This window comes from Arenicella chitinivorans (assembly GCF_014651515.1).
GTDB lineage: Bacteria > Pseudomonadota > Gammaproteobacteria > Arenicellales > Arenicellaceae > Arenicella > Arenicella chitinivorans.
This window is the reverse complement of record NZ_BMXA01000002.1, coordinates 890,584-911,320: the sequence shown is the minus strand read 5'-3', so window position 1 is coordinate 911,320 and position 20,737 is coordinate 890,584. Positions and strand designations below refer to the sequence as shown.

General features: G+C 50.6%; 20 protein-coding genes. 9 read left to right on the top strand and 11 right to left on the bottom strand.

The features are described from left to right. The first annotated feature begins 18 nt into the window (after window positions 1–18). Together IE055_RS09225 and bioA are read left to right on the top strand one after the other, a co-directional pair. Window positions 19–759, top strand: coding sequence for a sulfite exporter TauE/SafE family protein (locus tag IE055_RS09225; RefSeq protein WP_189400029.1), 741 nt, complete (start codon window positions 19–21; stop codon window positions 757–759). Further along, a complete protein-coding gene (gene bioA / locus IE055_RS09220; RefSeq protein ID WP_189400027.1) occupies window positions 759–2,033 on the top strand; it encodes an adenosylmethionine--8-amino-7-oxononanoate transaminase in 1,275 nt (424 codons plus the stop codon). Before IE055_RS09225 ends, bioA begins: the two co-directional genes overlap by 1 nt. Here bioA and IE055_RS09215 read toward each other — a convergent pair. Beyond that, on the bottom strand, window positions 2,030–3,310 hold the full coding sequence (locus IE055_RS09215) for a CinA family nicotinamide mononucleotide deamidase-related protein (protein WP_189400025.1): 1,281 nt from the start codon (window positions 3,308–3,310) through the stop codon (window positions 2,030–2,032). The genes bioA and IE055_RS09215 overlap by 4 nt on opposite strands. 151 nt (window positions 3,311–3,461) lie before the next feature. On the opposite strand from IE055_RS09215, the gene IE055_RS09210 reads away from it, so the two are divergent. Then, entirely contained in the window at window positions 3,462–4,787 is a 1,326-nt protein-coding gene (locus IE055_RS09210; protein ID WP_189400023.1) for an SGNH/GDSL hydrolase family protein, read from the top strand. Here the strand turns inward: IE055_RS09210 and IE055_RS09205 are convergent. Continuing rightward, window positions 4,763–6,481 carry an acyltransferase family protein gene (locus tag IE055_RS09205; protein WP_189400021.1) on the bottom strand — a complete coding sequence of 573 codons (1,719 nt, stop codon included), beginning with the start codon at window positions 6,479–6,481 and terminating at the stop codon, window positions 4,763–4,765. The two genes, IE055_RS09210 and IE055_RS09205, sit on opposite strands and share 25 nt — an antisense overlap. Window positions 6,482–6,636: 155 nt before the next feature. Here IE055_RS09205 and IE055_RS09200 point away from each other — a divergent pair, with 155 nt between their 5' ends. Together IE055_RS09200 and IE055_RS17955 are read left to right on the top strand one after the other, a co-directional pair. Next, window positions 6,637–6,840 carry a hypothetical protein gene (locus IE055_RS09200; protein ID WP_189400019.1) on the top strand — a complete coding sequence of 68 codons (204 nt, stop codon included), beginning with the start codon at window positions 6,637–6,639 and terminating at the stop codon, window positions 6,838–6,840. Between the two features lie 259 nt (window positions 6,841–7,099). Further along, window positions 7,100–7,231 (top strand): hypothetical protein, encoded by a 132-nt coding sequence (locus tag IE055_RS17955; protein ID WP_268244533.1) that lies wholly within the window; start codon window positions 7,100–7,102, stop codon window positions 7,229–7,231. Window positions 7,232–7,384: 153 nt separating this feature from the next. Here the strand turns inward: IE055_RS17955 and IE055_RS09195 are convergent, their stop codons facing one another. The 6 genes from IE055_RS09195 to IE055_RS09170 all read right to left on the bottom strand — a co-directional run bounded on the left by IE055_RS09195 (window position 7,385) and on the right by IE055_RS09170 (window position 13,219). Further along, a complete protein-coding gene (locus IE055_RS09195) occupies window positions 7,385–8,257 on the bottom strand; it encodes an SGNH/GDSL hydrolase family protein (RefSeq protein WP_189400017.1) in 873 nt (290 codons plus the stop codon). Between the two features lie 23 nt (window positions 8,258–8,280). Continuing rightward, on the bottom strand, window positions 8,281–9,051 hold the full coding sequence (locus IE055_RS09190; RefSeq protein ID WP_189400015.1) for a hypothetical protein: 771 nt from the start codon (window positions 9,049–9,051) through the stop codon (window positions 8,281–8,283). 11 nt (window positions 9,052–9,062) lie between these two features. Further along, the gene (locus IE055_RS09185; protein WP_189400013.1) at window positions 9,063–9,674 is read right to left on the bottom strand and encodes a lysogenization protein HflD; all 612 of its coding nucleotides are present in this window, start codon (window positions 9,672–9,674) and stop codon (window positions 9,063–9,065) included. Window positions 9,675–9,747: 73 nt separating this feature from the next. Beyond that, window positions 9,748–11,718 carry an alpha/beta hydrolase family protein gene (locus IE055_RS09180; protein ID WP_189400011.1) on the bottom strand — a complete coding sequence of 657 codons (1,971 nt, stop codon included), beginning with the start codon at window positions 11,716–11,718 and terminating at the stop codon, window positions 9,748–9,750. A gap of 30 nt (window positions 11,719–11,748) precedes the next feature. Further along, entirely contained in the window at window positions 11,749–12,150 is a 402-nt protein-coding gene (locus IE055_RS09175) for a DUF192 domain-containing protein (protein ID WP_189400009.1), read from the bottom strand. A 115-nt stretch (window positions 12,151–12,265) separates the two neighbouring features. Then, window positions 12,266–13,219: a Gfo/Idh/MocA family protein gene (locus tag IE055_RS09170; RefSeq protein ID WP_189400008.1), complete on the bottom strand. Its 954-nt coding sequence runs from the start codon at window positions 13,217–13,219 to the stop codon at window positions 12,266–12,268. Window positions 13,220–13,397: 178 nt separating this feature from the next. Here IE055_RS09170 and serB point away from each other — a divergent pair, with 178 nt between their 5' ends. After that, entirely contained in the window at window positions 13,398–14,618 is a 1,221-nt protein-coding gene (gene serB, locus IE055_RS09165) for a phosphoserine phosphatase SerB (RefSeq protein ID WP_229794215.1), read from the top strand. On the opposite strand, the gene panC is transcribed toward serB, so the two are convergent. The 3 genes from panC to IE055_RS09150 all read right to left on the bottom strand — a co-directional run bounded on the left by panC (window position 14,615) and on the right by IE055_RS09150 (window position 17,108). Beyond that, the gene (gene panC / locus IE055_RS09160; protein ID WP_189400004.1) at window positions 14,615–15,490 is read right to left on the bottom strand and encodes a pantoate--beta-alanine ligase; all 876 of its coding nucleotides are present in this window, start codon (window positions 15,488–15,490) and stop codon (window positions 14,615–14,617) included. The two genes, serB and panC, sit on opposite strands and share 4 nt — an antisense overlap. A gap of 42 nt (window positions 15,491–15,532) precedes the next feature. Continuing rightward, the gene (gene panB, locus IE055_RS09155; protein ID WP_189400002.1) at window positions 15,533–16,324 is read right to left on the bottom strand and encodes a 3-methyl-2-oxobutanoate hydroxymethyltransferase; all 792 of its coding nucleotides are present in this window, start codon (window positions 16,322–16,324) and stop codon (window positions 15,533–15,535) included. Between the two features lie 91 nt (window positions 16,325–16,415). Next, on the bottom strand, window positions 16,416–17,108 hold the full coding sequence (locus IE055_RS09150; protein ID WP_189400000.1) for a deoxynucleoside kinase: 693 nt from the start codon (window positions 17,106–17,108) through the stop codon (window positions 16,416–16,418). Between the two features lie 110 nt (window positions 17,109–17,218). Here IE055_RS09150 and IE055_RS09145 point away from each other — a divergent pair, with 110 nt between their 5' ends. From IE055_RS09145 to metG, 3 genes are all read left to right on the top strand, one after another. After that, window positions 17,219–17,842: a hypothetical protein gene (locus IE055_RS09145; RefSeq protein ID WP_189399999.1), complete on the top strand. Its 624-nt coding sequence runs from the start codon at window positions 17,219–17,221 to the stop codon at window positions 17,840–17,842. Between the two features lie 18 nt (window positions 17,843–17,860). Further along, window positions 17,861–18,601 (top strand): VC0807 family protein, encoded by a 741-nt coding sequence (locus IE055_RS09140; RefSeq protein WP_229794214.1) that lies wholly within the window; start codon window positions 17,861–17,863, stop codon window positions 18,599–18,601. 108 nt (window positions 18,602–18,709) lie between these two features. Next, window positions 18,710–20,731: a methionine--tRNA ligase gene (gene metG / locus IE055_RS09135; protein ID WP_189400334.1), complete on the top strand. Its 2,022-nt coding sequence runs from the start codon at window positions 18,710–18,712 to the stop codon at window positions 20,729–20,731. The last annotated feature ends 6 nt before the right edge of the window (window positions 20,732–20,737 follow it).

The window sequence follows — 20,737 nt, the reverse complement described above, 5'->3', positions numbered from 1 at the left end:
TTGGTTACAATCCGCTGCATGCTTGAACTTATCATACTCGCGATCACTGGCGTCGCTACTGGATTCCTGAACGTCATGGCCGGCGGCGGCTCAATGTTGTCCGTCCCGGTGATGATTTTCATGGGCGTGCCCGGCACCATTGCCAACGGCACTAACCGCATCGCGATTCTGCCGCAAAATGTGTCGGCAGTCTGGGCTTTTTGGCGCAAAGGCTTTTCCAATTTTAAACTCAGCTTCAGCCTTGGCCTGTGTACCATTCCAGGCACCTTGATTGGTGCCACACTCGCTGCACGACTTGATAGCGCTCAGTTTAATACACTGCTAGCGGTCATCATGGGCTTTGTACTGATTATCATGTCGCTGCCTCAGCCCAAAACCATTAACATCCAGGCCTTGCCTTCACGAAATCGGCTAATTGCCGGTCATTTACTCATGGTGCTGATCGGCTTTTGGGGCGGATTTATTCACATTGGTGTCGGCTTTCTGCTGATGCCCACGCTTAACCGTGTCATGCAGCTCGACTTGATTACCACTAACGCGCACAAGGTTTTTATCGTCTTGTGCTACACCATCGTCGCGTTAATCGTGTTTGCCTCCGAACTCGAGCTGGTGTGGGCATACGGGATTGCATTGGGTGTCGGCACTTGGACTGGTGCTTGGCTGGCCGCAAACATGCAGGTCAAAAAGGGCATCGGCCCTATCAAGCTCACGCTGAATATTGTGATCGTGGCCTTTATAATCAAACTGTTGTTTTTCTAATGACCGACCCGTTGCAATTTGACCGAGCGCACATTTGGCACCCGTATACCTCTGCCACCAACCCGCTGCCAACGTACCTGGTCGAGCGCGCTGACGGGTGTCGACTGCACTTTAATGACGGCAGCGACGTAATCGACGGCATGGCTTCCTGGTGGTGTGCAATCCACGGTTACAACCACCCAGTGTTAAACGACGCGCTGGCGCAACAAAGCAGCCGCATGTCACACGTGATGTTTGGCGGTATTACACACCAGCCGGCGATTGAATTATGTGAACAGCTTCTAACTCTGGCACCCGACGGATTGGAACATGTGTTTCTAGCCGACTCCGGGTCCGTAAGCGTGGAAGTCGCCATTAAGATGACGATCCAGTATTGGCAAGCCCGCGGCCGACCAGAGAAACACAAATTGATGTCTCTGCGAGGCGGTTATCATGGAGACACGTTTGGGGCGATGTCGGTATGCGACCCCGATACAGGCATGCACCATTTATTTCAGGGTGCCATACCACAGCAGCATTTCACCGAACGCCCAACCTGTCGATTCGATACCGCCTTTGATTCAACCAGCGTGCAGGCGCTGGAGCGAGACATCAAGCAGCACCACACTGAATTAGCGGCCATCATATTGGAACCGATCGTGCAAGGCGCTGGCGGCATGTGGTTTTACCACCCAGAGTACCTGGCCAAAGTTCGTGCACTGTGTGATCAGTATGAGGTTCTGTTGATCGCCGACGAAATAGCCACCGGCTTCGGAAGGACAGGCAAAATGTTTGCCTGTGAATGGGCCTCGGTCAGTCCCGACATTCTGTGTGTCGGCAAAGCGCTCACCGGTGGTTATATGACCCTAGCGGCGACAATAGCCACTCGCGAAGTGGCGCACGGTATTTCCAGCCAGGGCGGCGTCTTTATGCATGGCCCCACCTTTATGGGAAACCCGCTAGCCTGCGCGGTCGCGAATGCTAGCTTGAAATTGCTGAGTGCGTCAGGCTGGCAGGCGAACATCGCACGCATCGAGAACACGCTTCAAACCGAACTAACCAAAGCGTGCACGCTCAACTCGGTGAGAGACGTTCGAATCCTCGGCGCGATCGGCGTGCTGGAAATGACCGGACCGGTCGACGTAGCGCAAGCCCAAACCTTTTTTGTCGAGCGTGGTGTCTGGATACGTCCCTTCGGACACCTACTTTATATTATGCCGCCGTATGTGATCACGGACGATGAGTTAAAAACGCTATGCGTCGCATTGACCGATTACGCAAAGAAACTAAGTTAAGCGCGTTTTTTCTTCAGCTCACTAAAGTAATCGACATTGGTTGGTAGACCCAGCACCTCGCGCCGGACTAAATCCATCGCAATCGCGGTCGCGGTCTTTTGAAAAGCCAACCTTGGTACTGGGAAAAAGAATCGTCGCGCGGAGATTGCACCTTTACGTCCCCAAGCCATCCACACAGTACCAACGGGTTTGTCTTCGGTGCCGCCGTCTGGGCCAGCGATACCCGAAATCGCCAGAGCCATATCCGCGCCTGACTTGTTCAGAGCACCTTCAGCCATCTCGCGCACCACGACTTCGCTGACTGCACCAAAGGACATCAGGGATGCCTCGGATACACCTAGGGTATGCTGCTTGATCTTATTTGAATACACCACGTAACCTGCTTCAAATACCCGTGATGCGCCCGCCTCACTGGTGATACCAGCTGCAATTAGACCGCCAGTGCAGGATTCCGCCGTTGTGAGGGTTAAGCCTTGATTGTAGAGTGCCGTATTCAAAGCTTCGGTGAGGCGCGTGCTGTCACGGCCAATAATATAATCACTGAATCGCGTACAAAACTTCTCGGTCCACAGCGCATTCAGACCACGCGCCTGTTCACCAATCGTTGCCAGCTTGACCTCGATGACCGGCATCTGAACTCGAAACCCGAGTTCGACTTCCGCAGGCCAATCCGGAAACTCGGCATCCACCATATCTTGAAGACCGGACTCAGTGATACCAAAGATGCGAATCCTGGTAATCTCACTAACCACGTCAAGGTGACCATGAGCACGAATCAATGGCAGTACAGACGCTTCCACCATATGCTTGAATTCGCCCGGCACACCGGGTGTGCATATAATCAGACAGCCCTCGTGTACACAATGAAACCCAACCGCCGACCCTCGCGGATTCTCAATGACCTTGCACAGCGCCGGCAACTCAGTTTGTTTCAAATTAGACTTGGTAATCACAAATCCGCGACGCTCAGCCCAGGCCTCGAGTTTTGCCATTGCCTGCGGGTTCTGCTGCAATGGCGAATCAATGGCAAGGCTCAACGCTTTGGCTGTCAGGTCATCCACGGTCGGCCCCAATCCGCCATTCACTATTAGCACGTCGGACACCGCTGCCAGTTCTTTGATTGAACTGACCAACAGACTCAAATCATCACCGACTACTTTCTTGATGTACGGGACCAGTGTTAGATCTTTCAAAGACTGTGCCAGATAAGCTGAATTTGAATCAATGGTGTCACCGGTCATTAATTCATTGCCAGTGAGCAGTAAGGATATTTTCATACAGGAAGGATTGTTTTTAGCTAGACTTCGGAGTCTGCATGCTTCCTTATCGGACTGCAAGCGGCATTCAAATTGATGCTTGTTTGACTAAAACGCTAACAGGTAAACTACGCGCTTCTCCAGGACATGCGCCAATAACGATGAGTACACTATGAAAAAAGCGCTATTCAGCTCGATCTTAATCCTGTTCACCTATGCACTGTTCGAAATCACTGCATTGGTGGCGTACAAAATCAAATTCGGCGAATACAACCTACACGCGCTGCAATTAGCCAAACAGGACGCAATTGAGGCGAAGGACCAGAGTACGGTATTCGTCCCAGAAGCAGCCGTCGAGAACGGCGTAATCCAGACTCCGATACTCCATCCATATGTCGGGTTTTCTGTTGACGGTAAACGTATCGACCCGAATTGCCAATCCGCAGACATTATGGACTGCGCGACTCGAATCCGAGTTGATACCGATCGATCGTTCGCAAAACGATCAGATAAAGTCGCCGTGATTGGTATTCTCGGCGGCTCTTTCGCAGATGGCACAGCACGGGGCGGCAGCAAGAAATACTTCGACCATGTGATGCAATATATCCCCGCATTCAAAGACAAAGAGGTCGTGGTCTACAATATGGCGATGGGGGCCTACAAGCAGCCGCAGCAGTTGATGCAATTGTCTTACTATCTAGCGTTGGGCGCAGAGTTTGATGTCGTTATTAATCTAGACGGATTTAATGAACTGGCTGCCACCTATTATGGGTGGCGGGATTCCGGCCTGCATCCTGCCTTCCCGAAATCGTGGAATCACCGCGTCAGTTCATCTATAAGCCGTGAAGGCATGTTGGCCTATGGCAAAAAATTTCAACTCTTAGAGAGTCGATCTGGTCTGGCGGAGTTTGCCAGTGGCTTCCCGACCCGCTGGAGTCCAATGATCAATTTTTTCTGGCGAATTATGGATCCTGGCTATGTGAACCGCATCGTTGCGGTCGATGCCCAAATTGATGCACTGAGTAGAGTGCCGGAGGACCAACGTGACTTTGCCTATGAAGCTCTGGGTCCGGACATGACCCTAAACACACCGGACGAAATGGCGAATTATGCAGCCGATCTCTGGCTAAACAGCTCATTAGCCATGCGTGATCTGGCCGAGGGAAACGGTGCGCGGTACTATCATTTTCTGCAACCCAATCAATATATTGAAGGTGCCAAACCGTTGAATCCAGAAGAACGCAAGATCGCAATTCTGGATTATGGTGGTTATGGCAATGCTTACAAGCAATTATTCCCTGCGCTACTTGAACGCGTTACATCGCTGAAAGATCGCGGTGTCCATTTCTACGATCTGACCTACATGTTTAGCGACATACCAGACACACTGTATATCGACAATTGCTGCCATTTGAACCCCAAGGGCTACGACATGGTGGCACGTAAATTGATGACAACAATCAGCGACGATTACTACGCTTTGCCAACGTTAGACTGACGTTCACGGTACCCAAAAAACGGACGTTCAATATAGGAGTAGGTCAATACCGCCATCAGGTAAGTCGTGGCAAAAGCGAGCGCGGTCGTCATCCAAGAACGCTCACTCGCCCCGCTCAGACCCAGAATTTGGGTTTGCAGTGCGTAGGCCATGTCGATGCCGATTCCGTGTAGTAAATAAAAACTAAATCCAATAACCCCGACAGAACGAAAAACCGGGTTTGCCAATAGATATTTAATCCAAGTGTCTGCGAACTGCAAGCACAACACAATCATTGCGAGGCTGACGACACACTTGGCAAAGAAAGGTTTAATCAACACGTGCGCCCAAACTGGCGGCTGCACTGGCGCAGACCAAGCAATCGACATGAAGGTCAGTGCGATCAGCAACCAAGGTCCGAAGGCGCCAACCCAGGCCGGTTTCGGTCGCCTCAATAGACCATAATGAAGGTAGGCGCCAGCCACACCAAAAACAAAAGCATAAAGATAGAACTCCTTGAAGAATCGTCCGTTATAGTAAGGTTTCCAATCAGAAAATAATTGGTGCCAGATTACCGCTAACACACTCAACACAATTACCGGTAGCCAACGATGCTGCCGCCAAAGCCAAGACGTGACCAGCAGCACCAACGGCAAACACATGTAGAAGGTGAAAATCTGTGTCATTGGCCATAGATGTCCGGATGCCTCTATAAAAAGCACGTTTCTCACGACCGTATCGAATTCGTATGCCAAGCCATACGTGATAAAAATAAACGTGTAGTACATCGGCAAGATGCGCTTGATACGCTTAACCAGGTAGCGCTCAATCGTATCCCAGCGAAAGATTCGCTGAGAGTCTAAAACGAACGGTTTGCTTAATAAAAAACCACTGATCACAAACAGCAGAGCGATCCCCATGTTGACGGCTTCGAAACCGGGGGCAGCGTGACTGAACAGTACCAAAAGCGCCGCTAACCCGCGGAGGCCATTCACTGCATCGAATTCCGTACGACTCGAAATCTTGGGGCCAAGTAGCAAATCCTTGAACGCTGGCAAATCACGCAAGCGGTGATTGCGCACCACAAGCGCAAATAGCAGACAAATAAACACCGCAGGCCAGATCGCCCAAGCAATTGAAGCACTGGGTAACTCGGTTTGACTAACTAGTATCGCGGACCCCATCTCGCCTTTCAGTGAAATAAAGTCGTCGTTTTTACCAAAGAACTGCTGGCTGGCGAAAAATTTCGGCAAGGTCCGTTTTGATACCACCGTGAGACCGGCGAAAGGTTGTTCTATTTGCACATTATAGATATTCACCACGCGTTGCGGATTGGGCAAGGTGACGCCTTTAGGCAACGAAAATACTAGCGCCAGTGACGCTGCAGGCGCATTCATTCGGGTTGTCCCGACGCGCTTCTTTACATTGATTGCCTGATCGCCGAGCGCGATCGTCTCTGTTCTCATGCCTCCAAACGCATTTTTAACCTGCACTTGCAACACCGCGCCCGGAGGAAACTTGCCTTCAATCGACAAGCGACCTACCGTCGCACCGAAATACCAGTGGAGCAAGTAAAACACCGCCAGAGCGACACAGAGCACAATGAGTGAAGAAGTAAAACGTCGGATTGTCACTGACAAAGAACCACGGATTGATCCAAACCAACGATTATAACCAAGCTTGGACGCCAAGCCTATGTGCCAGACGATTGTCACGATTTACCGACACAATATTTCCGCTCAAAACACCTTGGTCAAACCAGCACGCTTCATGCGATCTTACAGCCCGCATGCGGTTGCAATAACCGCGACATTCGACTCATAAAAAATATAATCAGCCACCAATTCAGTTACGTAACCATAAGATCTCTATGAATCTAAGCACACTATTAACGGTGGCATTTATTACCTTTCTTTCTATCTCGAACACCGCAACAGCAGCTTTTCCACAAGATTTTAGCGATATGGTATTTATTGAATCACTAACGGTAAAAGACTGGCCGGTCACGTCACGCCTAAATGTCTCAATCGGTGGCGGCAACATCACCATGAGCTATGACAAAGCCAACGTTTGACCTCGCTCATCTCGTTTGGGTGGCTGCCGTGTCGCTAGTGCGTGGGGCTTTGTAAAAGTCGCCGGCATCTGGCACGCAGGTACTTGGGAGTATTTGCGTCCTGGCCAAACCACTAAAAAAGAGAAAGCATTTGGTGGTTACTGTCACTTCCGGTCGCCCATCAACAAACTTAACAAAGTGAACCGCGAGATCTACGGCTTTATGGTATCTGGTGTGGCACGAGATAACCTGTCTGGTAACAACGTGCGTGAACGAACCAATGTGGTACTTTATCGCTGGGATTCTGGCGTTGTTCCATTCGAATGGCGGTGGCGGCACTCCTGAAGAAGAAAAAGTACCAAACGTCGGACCTGCTATCGATCTACTTCTTGCTGATGAGGTAGACGGGTAACGCGAAGCGTCGATAAATTAAAAAAAGCGCGTGCTCCAAATTTTTTTGGGGTTCGCGCTTATTTTGCCTGGTCAAACTTTCATCCACCAAACAGGTGAGTATCGTGCTAGCGCCCAGACTTAGCCAGGTCTGGGGGCCGACCCACACCGACAATCAGTCTTCAAGTAATAAGGGGAGGATCGGTGTAATGAGTGACAGTTCAGGCTTAATCGCGGAACGCAAATATTGATCAAACCAGGTCTCGGCAATGATCATATACCCTTCATCAGTTGGGTGGAATCGAACTAACTTGCCCGTAGTAGTACTTACTTCTTGTTGCAAAATACTACGCCATCCACCGGACTGGTTCACAAATCGCGTAAAATGGTCTACCACAGCCACACCTTCATCGCTAGCCGCGCCATTGACGGCGGAGTTGTACGGTGAAATATCACGATCATCTCTCGGTGTGAGCGTTCCCAAGACGGGCGTGTATCCCAATGCACGGGCGCTCTGAATCATCTGTCTAAGATTAAAACGTGTGGTCGATGTACTGATACCAGAATTAAAATCGTTAGTACCGTAAATTATCAGAGTGATATAAGCCTTACCCACGTGGTCGGTTTTAGTTTGTGCCAGATTCGAGGAAATGCGAGAGATACCGCTTTCCGTGGTACTTCCGCCAATTCCCCAATTCGCAACGATCACGTTACGCTTTTGGGTATTAGCATCAAAAATGGGAGAATCGTAAATCGTCGTTGGGCAGCTTTCGGGCGGCTCTATCTGAGGTGCGCGCAGCAACAAATTGGTTAGCAAGATCGTCGGGCAACCTCGAGTTGTCGTGCCGTTACCGTAGCGATCACCGAAGTTGGCGTTAAAGCCAGTCGTGGTGCTGTCTCCGAATAATGCGATCACCGTGCGTGATGCATCGCCAGCTATTACGTCACCAGCAACCAATGAACCAGCGGCAAGAGCAACACCAACCAGTGGTTTAATCCAGTGTCGCCCCAACCTGCCCACACTTATTTTCTTGTTTAATAATTCCATTAGTAAATGGCCACTACTGCTAATTAGTTCAAACGCACAGACTGAACGAGCCGGTTATTTGGAAGGTGTAGAGATACCATGGCATAACCCGGTAAAAAACCAGGTAACGCTATTTCTTCCGGCCGCATATCCGATGCAGGGTCCAGCGGAGTTTTATAGCGAGTTTTAGCCGAACTATCAAGCGCAAACTGCTTTTGATCTGATCTATATCCGCCCAGATGGAAGTCAAAAGTTTGCCATGAGACTAATACATCACCATCAACCTGAAGCACTATTTCTGGCCGTATGTCCGGCACATCATTATCAGCACTCAACTGAATAGCATCGGTCCACGCGCTGCCTGGCTCACGTATGGCTAGAAAAATATCGTCCATGCCACCGGGATTAGCGGCCCAGACTAACCAGAGGCGCCCCGTTAAGTCGACCAGCGCCGCGGGCGCAGTACTCTCGTTGCCATGGTTACTTACAATGCTTGCTTGCCCCCACGTCGACGCACCTGCATTGCGACGCTGTGACATCAGGACCAACTTCTTCTTTCTGCGCTCACTCCACACCAGCCACTTGTCACCGGCAAGGTCCGTGACCAGAACCGGACTGGCCAGCTCGTTTTCGCTCTGATAAACCGCTTGCGGCTCGGACCAGTCCTCTCCATGCAAGCTTGTGATGAAAATTTGATGGTTATTCGCTGCAGACTCAACCCACACGAGCTGCGCCATAACCGGTTCGTCTTGAGAGGCCCGAGCCATGCCCACGTACGCCAGCGATAAAACCATCAACAGCCTGAATAGAAACACAAAGCGCACCATCAGTCCGCCGAGCCTTGTGTTAGTAGTTGACGTGCCGCGTTCTGCATCCGGGTACGTTCCCACAGCAAACGAAACCGCCCGCCTTTTTTCTGTTGCCATAGGACTGCCGCTCTAAATGCTGCTAATAACAATGCCCGGATTTTTGGTGGGATATCCGGGTTCTGGAGGTGACCGGATTCACCTTGAACAATGATCTGCGGACGCATGCTGCTGATATGTTTCTGATACACATCGGAACAGGCCTCCAGCATAGTATCTTCCGAAAAACTGGAGAGTCGCTCGACATCATTGGCAAACTGATCGAATTTTTCCGCATCCCGATATAGCTGTGCCTGCAATTGTAAAATCGAGACAGCATAGCGGAGCAATTCGATATCCTTGCCCTGAGTGGAGGTAAATACACCCTCTGCAATCATGCGTAAGCCTGCTCGCACACCGCTCAGACCACCAAATACAGCTGGCGTACTCACCGCGTCGAGCACCAAGATAGACTTTAAGCTGCTAGCCATCTCACCCTGACTGGCACTGCCCTCACGGGCCAGTGACTGAACTTGCTGGCAAGCTTGTAATACACCAGCGAGCGCGATCGTGCGTTCTTCGATTAAGTCCATATGATCCGTTGTTGTTCAAATAGTTGTGATTCAAATTTGGTGACGCACCCAACATTGTTGCGCCACCCTAGGTTTATTTTAATACAGCTCGATAAAATGCCAGCTCACGGTCAAGTGCATCGACGCAATTGGCCAATTGACGAAAGCCGTGACCCTCCTCCGCATATTCGACATACTCATGCCAGAGTCCGGCGCGCTGCAATTCAGCTACCGTTTCTTTTGCCACATCAGGCGGCACCACTTTATCCAGAGCACCTTGAAACACGATCATCGCGCTTTGGAGTTGGTGCAACTTATGCACGGGTGAGCGGCGATAATAGCGACTCACCGACGTATCCTCCGAGCGTGCTGCGTAGGCTTCGCCAATCAGTCTGTCGGTGTAAAATTTTTCAAACTTATGGGTAACTTCGGCCAGGGTGGCAAGGTTACCGATTCCGTAATAGCAGGCTCCTGCGCGAAACACTTCAGGGTATTCGGTTAGCGCTCGTAACACTGCGTATCCCCCTGCACTTTTGCCACGAATGCAAACCCGCTGAGGGTCGACCAAGCGTTGGTCGATTAACCAACGAATAGCATCGACGATATCACTGGTATCCAATTCGCCCCATTCGCCGTACAAGGCGTCACGATATCGTCGTCCGTAACCGCTGCTACCCCGATGGTTGACATCCAATATTGCGAAACCCCGCGACGTCCAAAATTGTTTTTGAATATCAAAATGGCCGTAGGCTCTGGCTGTCGGCCCGCCATGCACCATGACAATCAAAGGTGGTAACGCGTCGCGGTCAGTGTGTTTCTCACAGGCTTCATTACTCGGATCATAATAAAACGCATAGGCACTACCACCATCTCGCGTAGAATACTCGACATGCGTCGCATTGGAGACGCTGGGCAGTTCAGCACCGTCATCCAACAATACGTCGGCTTCAAAATGAGTACGATCCAGGCTTATGCGTACCAACTTTGGACGTGCGTCGGGTTTCAACAGCATAGCAGCCAACACGCCATCGCCATCCGCACTCAAGTGTTGAATGGTGCCTTTATCACCGTCTAAGGCATGAACGCGCAAGTCATGCAGGTCAATCGCAAACAATAGATCACTCTCTGGCGTGCTCCCGATAGTCACCAATGTATGCGGGTCAGCCTGTACAATCCGGTGGTCGCCATATTGCCAGTGCGGATAACCGAATTCGATTGCTTCGCGTGTAACCGATTTAACGGTTTTTTTGCGCGGGTCCCACACATGGACATTCCAATAATTTTTCGGCCACTCCGACAACGCGTAATCCGCAGAGAAAAACAAGCGCCCATCACTGGCATACATCAGTTGACACACACTTGCTGAAGGCTCGAGCGGGACGCGTGAACAACCCGCTATCGCCAAGTCCTGACCTTTATCGAGGTTTGCAATCCACAACTCTGTCTCATCCCACGGCATCGCAGGATGACACCACTGCACCCAAGCAATCTGTTTCTGCGACGGATTCACGATCAGATTACTGTAGAAGTCAGCACCATCAACCAACACAGTTACCGGTGACTCAGGAGAGTGAATTAAACCGATAAACATGCTGTTATCGGCGCCGTTATCCGATGTTGCCTGCTCTACGATCGCCAGCAGGTCGCCGTTTTCGATTCGGTGTACGTCGGTATACATATACGGATGTTGAGTGTGCTGCGGTGATATCCGCTCAGGCGCGCTCGGCACCGAGGTATCCCAGCCATCGCCTTTCGGCAGTCGAATCTGATACAAACACTGATCGTCACTGTGACTGAAGATGATCTCCTGCCCATGTATCCAGTACGGTTTGCCGCCATACTCATTCACGCGAGTGCGCAAATTAAACGGCGCCGGTGTTAAACAGTGGTGCCGCTCACCATCGAACAGCATTAACGCTGACCGACTTTGCTCCTCTTTGAGCATTGCCACATACAGTAGGCGACCCGAACCATCCGCCAGCAGCGTCGGGTAACTGTATGCATCATTTGAGGCAAAGACGTCTTCGGTTGTGATCTCGGAAGACCAATCCAGATAATCTAACATACCAGTATTCGAATATGACTCACAGTGCCACTACTCAACCGAGGCTGCTGGTACCTGCCACTGAATGACAGCACCAAGGTCCACGCGCAAGTCTGAGAACAACCCTGGCCGCACTTCCAACGCGGCAATCACAGGTTTGTTCGGACCATAAAGAGGCTTGTTTCTAGAACCCAGCACATACGGCTGCATTGCTTGTATGCTATCAATCGCGCCCGACTCGTGAATAAACGCGATGTCAATCGGCGCAACAACATTGTGCATATGAAACTGCGGTTTGAATGCGCGTGGAAACACAAACAGAATGGGGGTATCTGCAATGGTCGACGCACAAACACGCTGAAACCCAGCCGCTCGTGTCGCATTATTATCGGCCAAACGTGCATTCAGCGTGTGCTGTGATCCGTCTGATAACCCGATTGAAACTTCGACCATTGGCATTGCACGTAAATGCGCATTATCTGTTTGGCACGATGCCTGACGAGCAGAGGCCGGCTGGCTGATAGCAAGCCCAAAAGTTAAATAAAAAACCAGGTAAATGATTGCCCGATTAAACATTGGACACCGAGTCGCGCATGATCGACTGTATTTGCTCTGCCAGCTGTAAAGCGCGCAAACCTTGCAGACCGGTCACCATCGGCATTGCAAGACCTTGTGCGACTTCGACAAAATGGGCGAGTTCCACCTGCAGTGGTTGTTCAGTTTCAAACTTCACGTGATCCACCTCCAAACCAGGGAAGCGGCCTTCGACAGGGGTTTCACCCTTAGTGACGATGTCCAGTTCTTGATCCATTAAATTGATGCCGTAGTAGCCTTCGGGCCCGAACACTCGAAAACGCCGGAATCGTTTATTCGAGACACGGCTGGCGGTGATGTTCGCCACGGCACCGCCCGGGAACGTCAACCGAACATTCGCCAGATCGACATGCTCAGTGATCACGGAGGCGCCAATTGCTTGCACATCACACGGTTCTTCGTCCACCAACGACAAGACTAAGTCCAGGTCATGAATCATAAGATCAGTGATCACATCCACATCAGTCGCGCGCTCAACAAACGTGCCCAACCGATGTACCTCGATATATTTAGGTTCAGCAACCTGGTTTACGACTTCACGCATAGCCGGGTTATATCTCTCTAAATGCCCTATTAGAAACGGCGCTTCGTTTTGCGCTGCCAAATCCACCAGCTTACGTGCTTCATCCACGGTCGCGGCGATCGGCTTCTCCATCAGCGTCGCGATACCGGCTTCCAGAAAAGGCTGCGCCACATCGTAGTGCAACGACGTTGGCACCACAATACTCACCGCATCGACCTTATCGATCATCTCCAAATAGTTGGTAGTGACTGCGCAACCGTATTGCTCACCGAGCGCGGTGACGGTTTCCAGGTTGGTGTCCGCCAGCATCACCAGCTCGACATTGTCCATCTGGTGATAAATCTTAGCGTGAATTTGACCGAGGTACCCGACTCCGACTACGCCGACCTTAGTTTTTTTTGTCATAAGTTGTTGGGCTTCTACCCGCTCTTCAAATTGCACTCAGGATTATACGTGAAAATCCCGCGCAGGAGGTTTCAGTAAACACAGATTGCTAAGTTTTAAGCATCAGAGATTATCAGTCTACATGCTTTGGTGTACACTCCACGACACGCTGAAAGACCGATCAATCTGCATAATACTCGTGGCCAACATTATACTGTTAAACATTTCTGGCGATGACCGCATCGGCCTGTCATCGGACTTTTATTCCGTGATCAGCGAAGTCGACGTTCGGATTCTAGACATCGGTCAATCCGTTATCCACGACCAAGTCTCTCAAGGCATGATGCTTCAACTACCTGAGGACCAGGATGTAGAACAAACTAAATCGCAGTTGAAAAAGCACGCGAAGCGACTTGGGTTAAAAATTAAGATCCGCGATATCAGCGCTCAGGCGTATGAGAAATGGGTCGGGCAACAGGGTGCCGAACGCTATACCTTGACGCTCTTGACGCGCGAGGTTTCCGCAGAAGAAATCGCCCGAGTAACCCAAGTGACGGCAGAACAAGGGCTGAATATTCACGATATCGTGCGTCTTAGCGGTCGCGTCCCACTCAATCAACCGATCAGCAATGAGGTTAAATCCTGCATCGAATTCTCGGTTCAAGGATCGCCAAAGAACTCAGCTGCCATGCGCGCCAGCTTCTTGAAAATTGCCTCTGAACTTGACATCGATATCGCCATCCAGCGTGATGATGCATTCCGCCGCAATCGCCGTCTGGTGTGCTTTGACATGGACTCAACACTAATCAAAGCCGAGGTTATTGATGAACTCGCAAAACGGGCTGGCGTTGGCGATCAAGTGGCTCAAATCACTGAGTTGGCAATGCAGGGTAAGCTCGATTTTACCGAAAGCTTCACACGCCGCATGGCTTTACTCGAAGGTTTAAGTGAAACGGTGCTAGAGGACATCGCAGCGACCCTGCCGTTAATGGAAGGGGCGCGTACACTCATCAAAAACCTCCATGCCTACGGTTACAAAACCGCGATCCTGTCGGGCGGGTTTAGTTATTTCGGTCACCATCTGCAACGCGAGCTCGGCATCGATCACGTGTACGCAAATTCGTTGGAAATCGTCAACGGGAAGCTAACTGGCCGCGTCATCCACCCAGTGGTGAACGCCGAGCGCAAAGCGCATCTACTCAAACAAATCGCCGCCGAGGAGGGCCTTGACCCGCAGCAGACCATTGCCGTTGGCGACGGTGCTAATGACCTATTAATGCTGGCCGAAGCCGGGCTTGGTATTGCATTTCGTGCCAAACCACTGGTGCGTGAATCGGCTAAGCAATCCATGTCGACACACGGACTGGATGGTATTCTCTATCTGTTAGGTTTTAAAGACCAAGATATTCAGCGCGCCTAATCTGCTGCGGATAAGGACACTTCCAGATTATCAATCAAGCGTGCGTTACCCAACTGTGCGGCGGCGAGAATTACCAGCTCTTCATCACCACGTTTCGCAGGTTGAAGATCGTCCTGTCGACACACCGTAATGTATTGCGGCGCCCAACCATCCGCAGCCAGTCGCTTTTTGGCATCGTCTTCTAACTGTTTCAAGGCCTTTTTAGACGCCACCGCGCCCCGTGACTGAAGCTCCGTGGCGATCGACTGTAACGCCTGCTGCAACGCCGGGGCCTTGGCCCGCTCAACGTCGCTCAAATACCCATTGCGTGACGACAATGCCAAACCATCGTCTGCGCGCACGGTGTCGACGCCGACAACCTGTATCGGATACGCCAAATCCGCGACCATGCGACGAATAATTGCCAATTGCTGGTAATCTTTCTTGCCGAACACCACCACGTCGGGTTGTACCATATTGAACAAACGACTGACCACGGTGGTCACACCATAGAAGTGCTCAGGCCGATCTTGACCGCAATAAAGATCGCCGATCTTAGGCACATAAACAACCGTTTGCTCAGCCAGATCGCCCGGGTACATGGTTTCTTTCTCGGGTAAAAACAACAAATCAGCACCCAATTCTGCCAAGCAACGCGCATCTTCTTCTGGCGTGGAGGGATAGTTATCCAGATCTTCGTGCGCGCCAAACTGTGTTGGATTGACGAAAATACTGACCACAACGAACTCTGCACGCTGTTTGGCCTGGCGCACCAACTCTAGATGCCCTTCGTGCAAGTTCCCCATGGTGGGCACAAACCCAACTATTTTTTTATCTTTACGTGCGGCGGATACAGCTGCGCGCAACGACGACACCCTTTGTACTTTATTCAACTGCGGCTCCCCGAAAAAGCGGACTGGCGTCCGCGATACGACTTACTTAAAACTGTGCTCATCGGCTGGAAAAGTCCCCGCTTTCACTTCCGCAATATATTGCGATACCGCATCGGCAACCGATTGATTCCCCGTCATAAAATTCTTACAAAACTTGGGACTTTTATGCGGGTAGATACCGATCATATCTTGCAGCACCAAAACTTGTCCATCGCAGTCAACGCCAGCACCAATCCCAATGGTCGGAATGGTGAGTTTTTCGGTGATTTGTGCTGCCAATGCGGCGGGAACAGCCTCTAGCACCACCGCAAACGCACCGGCCTCCTGCACTCTTCGAGCATCGTCAAGCAGCTGTTGTGCTGCGTCGCCACGGCCCTGAACCTTGAAACCACCCAGCTGATGTACGGACTGCGGTGTTAAACCAATGTGTGCGCAGACAGCAATACCGCGCTCGGCGAGAAAATTAATTGTTTCGACCTGCAATTCACCGCCTTCCAGCTTAATCGTATGCGCACCAGCCTGCATCAACTTAACCGCATTCTCATACGCTTGTTCTTTACTGACTTGGTAACTCCCAAACGGTAGATCGCCGACAATCATGCAGTTATTGACACCGCGCGCGACACATTCGGTGTGGTATGCCGCGTGTTCAATGGTGACCGGTACCGGTGTGGCATGCCCTTGCATCACCATACCGAGTGAATCGCCAACCAAGATTGCGTCGATGCCAGCATTATCGATTAATGCAGCAAAGCTATAGTCGTATGCCGTCAACCAGGTGATTTTATCCCCAGCTTCCTTCATCTTTCGCATGGTGGTGACAGTTACAGCCATCAAACTTTCCTCTTTCAGGGTGGTATCAATCGTGGTGTTGCATGCCAATCAGTCAAGCATGGCGTTTAAGCGCGGCCGTGAGGGCCCGAGCTTAAGGCACTAACGGATTGAAGAAGTGTTTCCCCGCATCAATCCGGTCTATGTGTTGCAATAGAGCCTGATAATGCGCCTCGTTCTCTATGGGATTTATATCGGCTGCATTCACGATAAGCAAGGGCGTTTTTGAATAGCGGTGAAAATAAGTGGTGTACGCATCGCTTAAACGCTGCAAGTAATTGGCATCAATGTCTTGCTCATACTTGATGCCGCGTTTACGAATGCGTTCTTGTAAAACGTTGACCGGCGCCTGCAAATACACCATCAAATCGGGTTCCGGTTGATCAATCGCCAGGTTATTGAACACTTGCTGATACAGACGAAACTCATCATCGTCTAGAGTCATCTGCGCAAAAATCGGGTCCTTGTCCAACATAAAGTCAGCAACGCGCCCCGGCGAAAACATGTCTTCTTGTTTGAGGTTAGACAGTTGCCTTACACGCTGAAACAAGAAAAACAGTTGGGTCGGCAAAGCGTAGCGCTTGGGAGACTTATAAAACCGGGCTAAAAACGGGTTTTCTGCTGGCTTTTCCAACAACAGAGGGGAATCGAAGGTCGTCGCGAGCTTGCGACACAAACTCGACTTCCCCACACCAATAGGCCCTTCGATGACAAGATACTTACTGGCGGTGGCAGCACTGACTTCGACAGAGTCTGCACTGTTCGACTGAGATTCGCTTAACTTCACGATAAAATAGACGGCGTTGATAACAAGCGCGAAGTATAAATAACTTTAACTCTGATCGGGTTAAAATTTCGCGTATCATTACTTAATCTAAACCAGACCAAAACCGAACCATGAAACACCTACTCCTGTCCGTTTTATTGATCAGCGCACTGACAATTAGTCTAATCGCACGCGCAGACACGCCAAGCTTCACCTATGTTGGCCTGGAATACGTAGCTTCCGGTAGTTTGGAAGTCTCGGACGACACCACGTCGGTCGACCTCAATCTCGATGGCTTCGCACTGACCGGTAGCGTTGAACTCGGGATCTTTTTTCTGCAGGCCAGCCGCTTCGAACTCGAAAGTGATGAAATCCTTGGTGGCAATATTGAAGACAACATTTCATCGATTGCATTCGGTTTAACGTTTGAACTGCCTCAGACCCAAGTTTATGGACTGATTCGCGGTCGCCGCGATGAGTTGTCATTACGCGCAGGCGGCTTTGAAGAAGATGAAGACTTACATTACGTTGGCGCGGAGGCTGGTGCCAGAATTAACTTGACGGATCGCTTCGAGATCAACGCGCATATTGGCAAACCCGATGCAGATGAAGGCAGCACCTACGGAGTTGGTGCGCAATTTTTTGTAACGGATAATTTGGGAATCACTCTCGATCTACGTCGCTTGGAAGCAGAAGAAGATGGCATCGAAGGCTCATTTGATACCACATCTATTGGTGTTCGCCTAAGCTTCTAATTCGATAAAAGCCGACTTATGACTGACCCAAAAACAACCACTGAGATGGAATCAGCGCAGGCCAGCAACGCGCCAAAACCGGCCGGTGCCAGCCACTTATTCGTCGACCTGATCGTTTGCGTAATCATCCCCACCCTGATTCTGAAGTATACGAGTGGGGATGATCGTCTAGGACCAACCTACGCGCTGATCGTGGCGCTCAGCCTACCTGCTGCGGTTGGTTTATGGGGCTTTATCTCTGAAAAGAAAATTGGCTTCGTGCCAGCGCTCGGCTTTATCAGCATTCTCTTGACCGGGGGCATCGGCATTCTGAAATTGCCGAAAGAGTACATTGCTTACAAAGAAGCGTTGATTCCCGGCATCATCGCGCTGGCGACCATTCTCTCAACTTATACAAAAAAGCCTTTGGTGCGACTGTTTCTATTCAACGACACCATTCTGGATACCGAGAAGGTTGAGCACCACCTCAAATCGAATGGCAGAACAACCGAATTCGATAGCATGCTGCGCAACGCAACCTGGATGCTTGCCAGCTCGTTCGTGCTCTCATCAATACTAAACTTTCTGCTTGCTAAGTGGATTGTGGTTAGCGAGTCCGGCACCGATGCATTCAACAGCGAATTGGGAACCATGAATCTCTATAGTTACCCGGTGATCGTGGTGCCGTGCATGGTAATCACCATCTTCACCATGATCTATGTGTTCAAAAACATTGGCCGCCTAACCGGACTAAAAATCGAAGATATCGTACGTCAGTAGCGCCAGCCAAGGCGCTTAAAACATTGTGATCAGGCCCTAAAACGGTTACATTAGCGGGCTTATTAAAGCCCACTCGTCACGCGTATTTACGATTCAATGTCTGACCCAATTTCGCCACGTAAAATCCTGATCACCAATGCGCTGCCATACGCCAATGGCCCGCTCCACCTTGGGCACATGGTTGGTTTCATGCAGGCCGATTTCTGGGCACGTTTTCAACGACTCAGAGGCCACCAAGTCACGTTTGTCGGCGGTGATGATCAACATGGTACACCGATTATGCTGGGCGCTGAAAAGCAAGGACTTACCGCTCAGCAATTAATCGATCAGGTCGAAGCACAACACGCTGAATCGTTAGCAGGATTTCATATCCACCTGGACAATTACAGCGGCACACATCACCCTGAAAACCAACGTCTGAGTAGTGAAATATACCAGCGCATCAAAGCCAAGGGACACATCGATGTACGCACCATCAAGCAAGCCTATGACGAAGAAAAAGGCATGTTTCTGCCGGATCGATACGTCAAAGGCACCTGCCCCAAGTGCAAGAGCCCAGATCAATACGGCGATAACTGCGAAGTTTGCGGCACGACGTATGACACAACTGACTTAATTGACCCATATTCAGTCTTGTCTGGCAAGCCGCCAGTCGAACGTGAAAGCGAACACTACTTTTTCAAAGTCAGTGATTTCGAAGCCATGCTGAATGAGTGGAAAGACTCACCAGCCCTACAACCCGAGATTGCTAACAAACTCGGCGAATGGTTTGAGAGCGGGCTGATTGATTGGGATATCAGCCGTGACGCGCCCTATTGGGGCTTTGAAATTCCTGACGCACCTGGTAAATATTTTTACGTCTGGCTCGATGCCCCGATCGGTTATATGGCAAGTCACGAGGTGGCGTGCCAACAAAGTGGCGACGACTGGCACGCATACTGGGATGCCGGTAACCACAACACCGAGCTATATCATTTTATCGGCAAAGATATTGTTCGATTCCATACCTTGTTTTGGCCAGCACTACTACACGCAGCAGATTTTCGGATTCCTACCGGCGTGTTCGTGCATGGATTCTTAACCGTTGATGGCGCCAAAATGTCGAAGTCTCGCGGCACATTTGTGATGGCGGAAACCTATCTAAAACACCTGAACCCGGAATACTTACGTTACTACTTTGCAGCCAAACTCAGTAATAATGTTGTCGACATGGACTTGAACCTTGAGGACTTCGCTGCGCGCGTGAATTCCGATGTGGTCGGCAAAATGGTTAATATTGCCTCGCGCTGTGCAGGCTTTATTGGCAAACGATTTGACGGCTACCTAGCCAAGGCTTCTGCCGCGCCGGAGCTGCATCAAGCCTTCGCCGACGCAGCCGATGCCATCGCCCAACGCTATGAAAAGCGTGAATTTTCCATTGCCATGCGCGAAATAATGGCGCTGGCCGACAAAGCCAATCAATTTATTGACGAGCACAAACCTTGGGTGTTAATCAAAGACGAGGCTAAAATTGACGAAGTGCAGGCTGTGTGTACCGCGGGAATCAACGCTTTTCGTGCGCTTTGCATTTACTTAAAACCGGTGCTGCCCGACCTCGTTTCCCGAGCGGAGGCGTTTCTAAATGTTGACCCACTGCGCTGGGACGACTTGCAGCAACCTCTGCTCGACCACCAGATAAATAAATTTACCCCGTTAATGACCCGAATCGAAAGCGATTCGATTGATGCCATGATTGAAGAGAGTAAAGAATCCCTTGAACCGACGCTGGACCCGAACTCGCCACTCGCCAAAGACCCAATCTCGGCGGAAATCAATTACGACGACTTTGCCAAAGTCGATTTGCGTATTGCCAAGATCGTTGATGCGCAGCATGTAGACGGCGCCGATAAATTACTACAACTGACTCTAGATTTAGGCGGCGAACAACGCAATGTCTTTGCCGGCATCAAATCCGCGTATAAACCCGAACACCTGATCGGCAAATTAACCGTGATGGTGGCCAATCTGGCACCTCGAAAAATGCGTTTTGGTCTGTCGGAAGGCATGGTGCTGGCAGCCGGACCGGGTGGTAGTGATTTATTTATTCTCAACCCGGATGATGGCGCTGAGCCAGGTATGCGCGTCAAGTAAGCTCTC

Excerpts from the sequence above, each read along its gene's own strand:
- IE055_RS09225 (WP_189400029.1), top strand. The coding sequence starts at position 19 with ATGCTTGAACTTATCATACTCGCGATCACTGGCGTCGCTACTGGATTC.
- bioA (WP_189400027.1), top strand. The coding sequence starts at position 759 with ATGACCGACCCGTTGCAATTTGACCGAGCGCACATTTGGCACCCGTAT.
- IE055_RS09215 (WP_189400025.1), bottom strand. The coding sequence starts at position 3,310 with ATGAAAATATCCTTACTGCTCACTGGCAATGAATTAATGACCGGTGAC.
- IE055_RS09210 (WP_189400023.1), top strand. The coding sequence starts at position 3,462 with ATGAAAAAAGCGCTATTCAGCTCGATCTTAATCCTGTTCACCTATGCA.
- IE055_RS09200 (WP_189400019.1), top strand. The coding sequence starts at position 6,637 with ATGAATCTAAGCACACTATTAACGGTGGCATTTATTACCTTTCTTTCT.
- IE055_RS17955 (WP_268244533.1), top strand. The coding sequence starts at position 7,100 with ATGTGGTACTTTATCGCTGGGATTCTGGCGTTGTTCCATTCGAATGGC.
- IE055_RS09195 (WP_189400017.1), bottom strand. The coding sequence starts at position 8,257 with ATGGAATTATTAAACAAGAAAATAAGTGTGGGCAGGTTGGGGCGACAC.
- IE055_RS09185 (WP_189400013.1), bottom strand. The coding sequence starts at position 9,674 with ATGGACTTAATCGAAGAACGCACGATCGCGCTCGCTGGTGTATTACAA.
- IE055_RS09180 (WP_189400011.1), bottom strand. The coding sequence starts at position 11,718 with ATGTTAGATTATCTGGATTGGTCTTCCGAGATCACAACCGAAGACGTC.
- IE055_RS09175 (WP_189400009.1), bottom strand. The coding sequence starts at position 12,150 with ATGGTCGAAGTTTCAATCGGGTTATCAGACGGATCACAGCACACGCTG.
- IE055_RS09170 (WP_189400008.1), bottom strand. The coding sequence starts at position 13,219 with ATGACAAAAAAAACTAAGGTCGGCGTAGTCGGAGTCGGGTACCTCGGT.
- panB (WP_189400002.1), bottom strand. The coding sequence starts at position 16,324 with ATGGCTGTAACTGTCACCACCATGCGAAAGATGAAGGAAGCTGGGGAT.
- IE055_RS09145 (WP_189399999.1), top strand. The coding sequence starts at position 17,219 with ATGAAACACCTACTCCTGTCCGTTTTATTGATCAGCGCACTGACAATT.
- IE055_RS09140 (WP_229794214.1), top strand. The coding sequence starts at position 17,861 with ATGACTGACCCAAAAACAACCACTGAGATGGAATCAGCGCAGGCCAGC.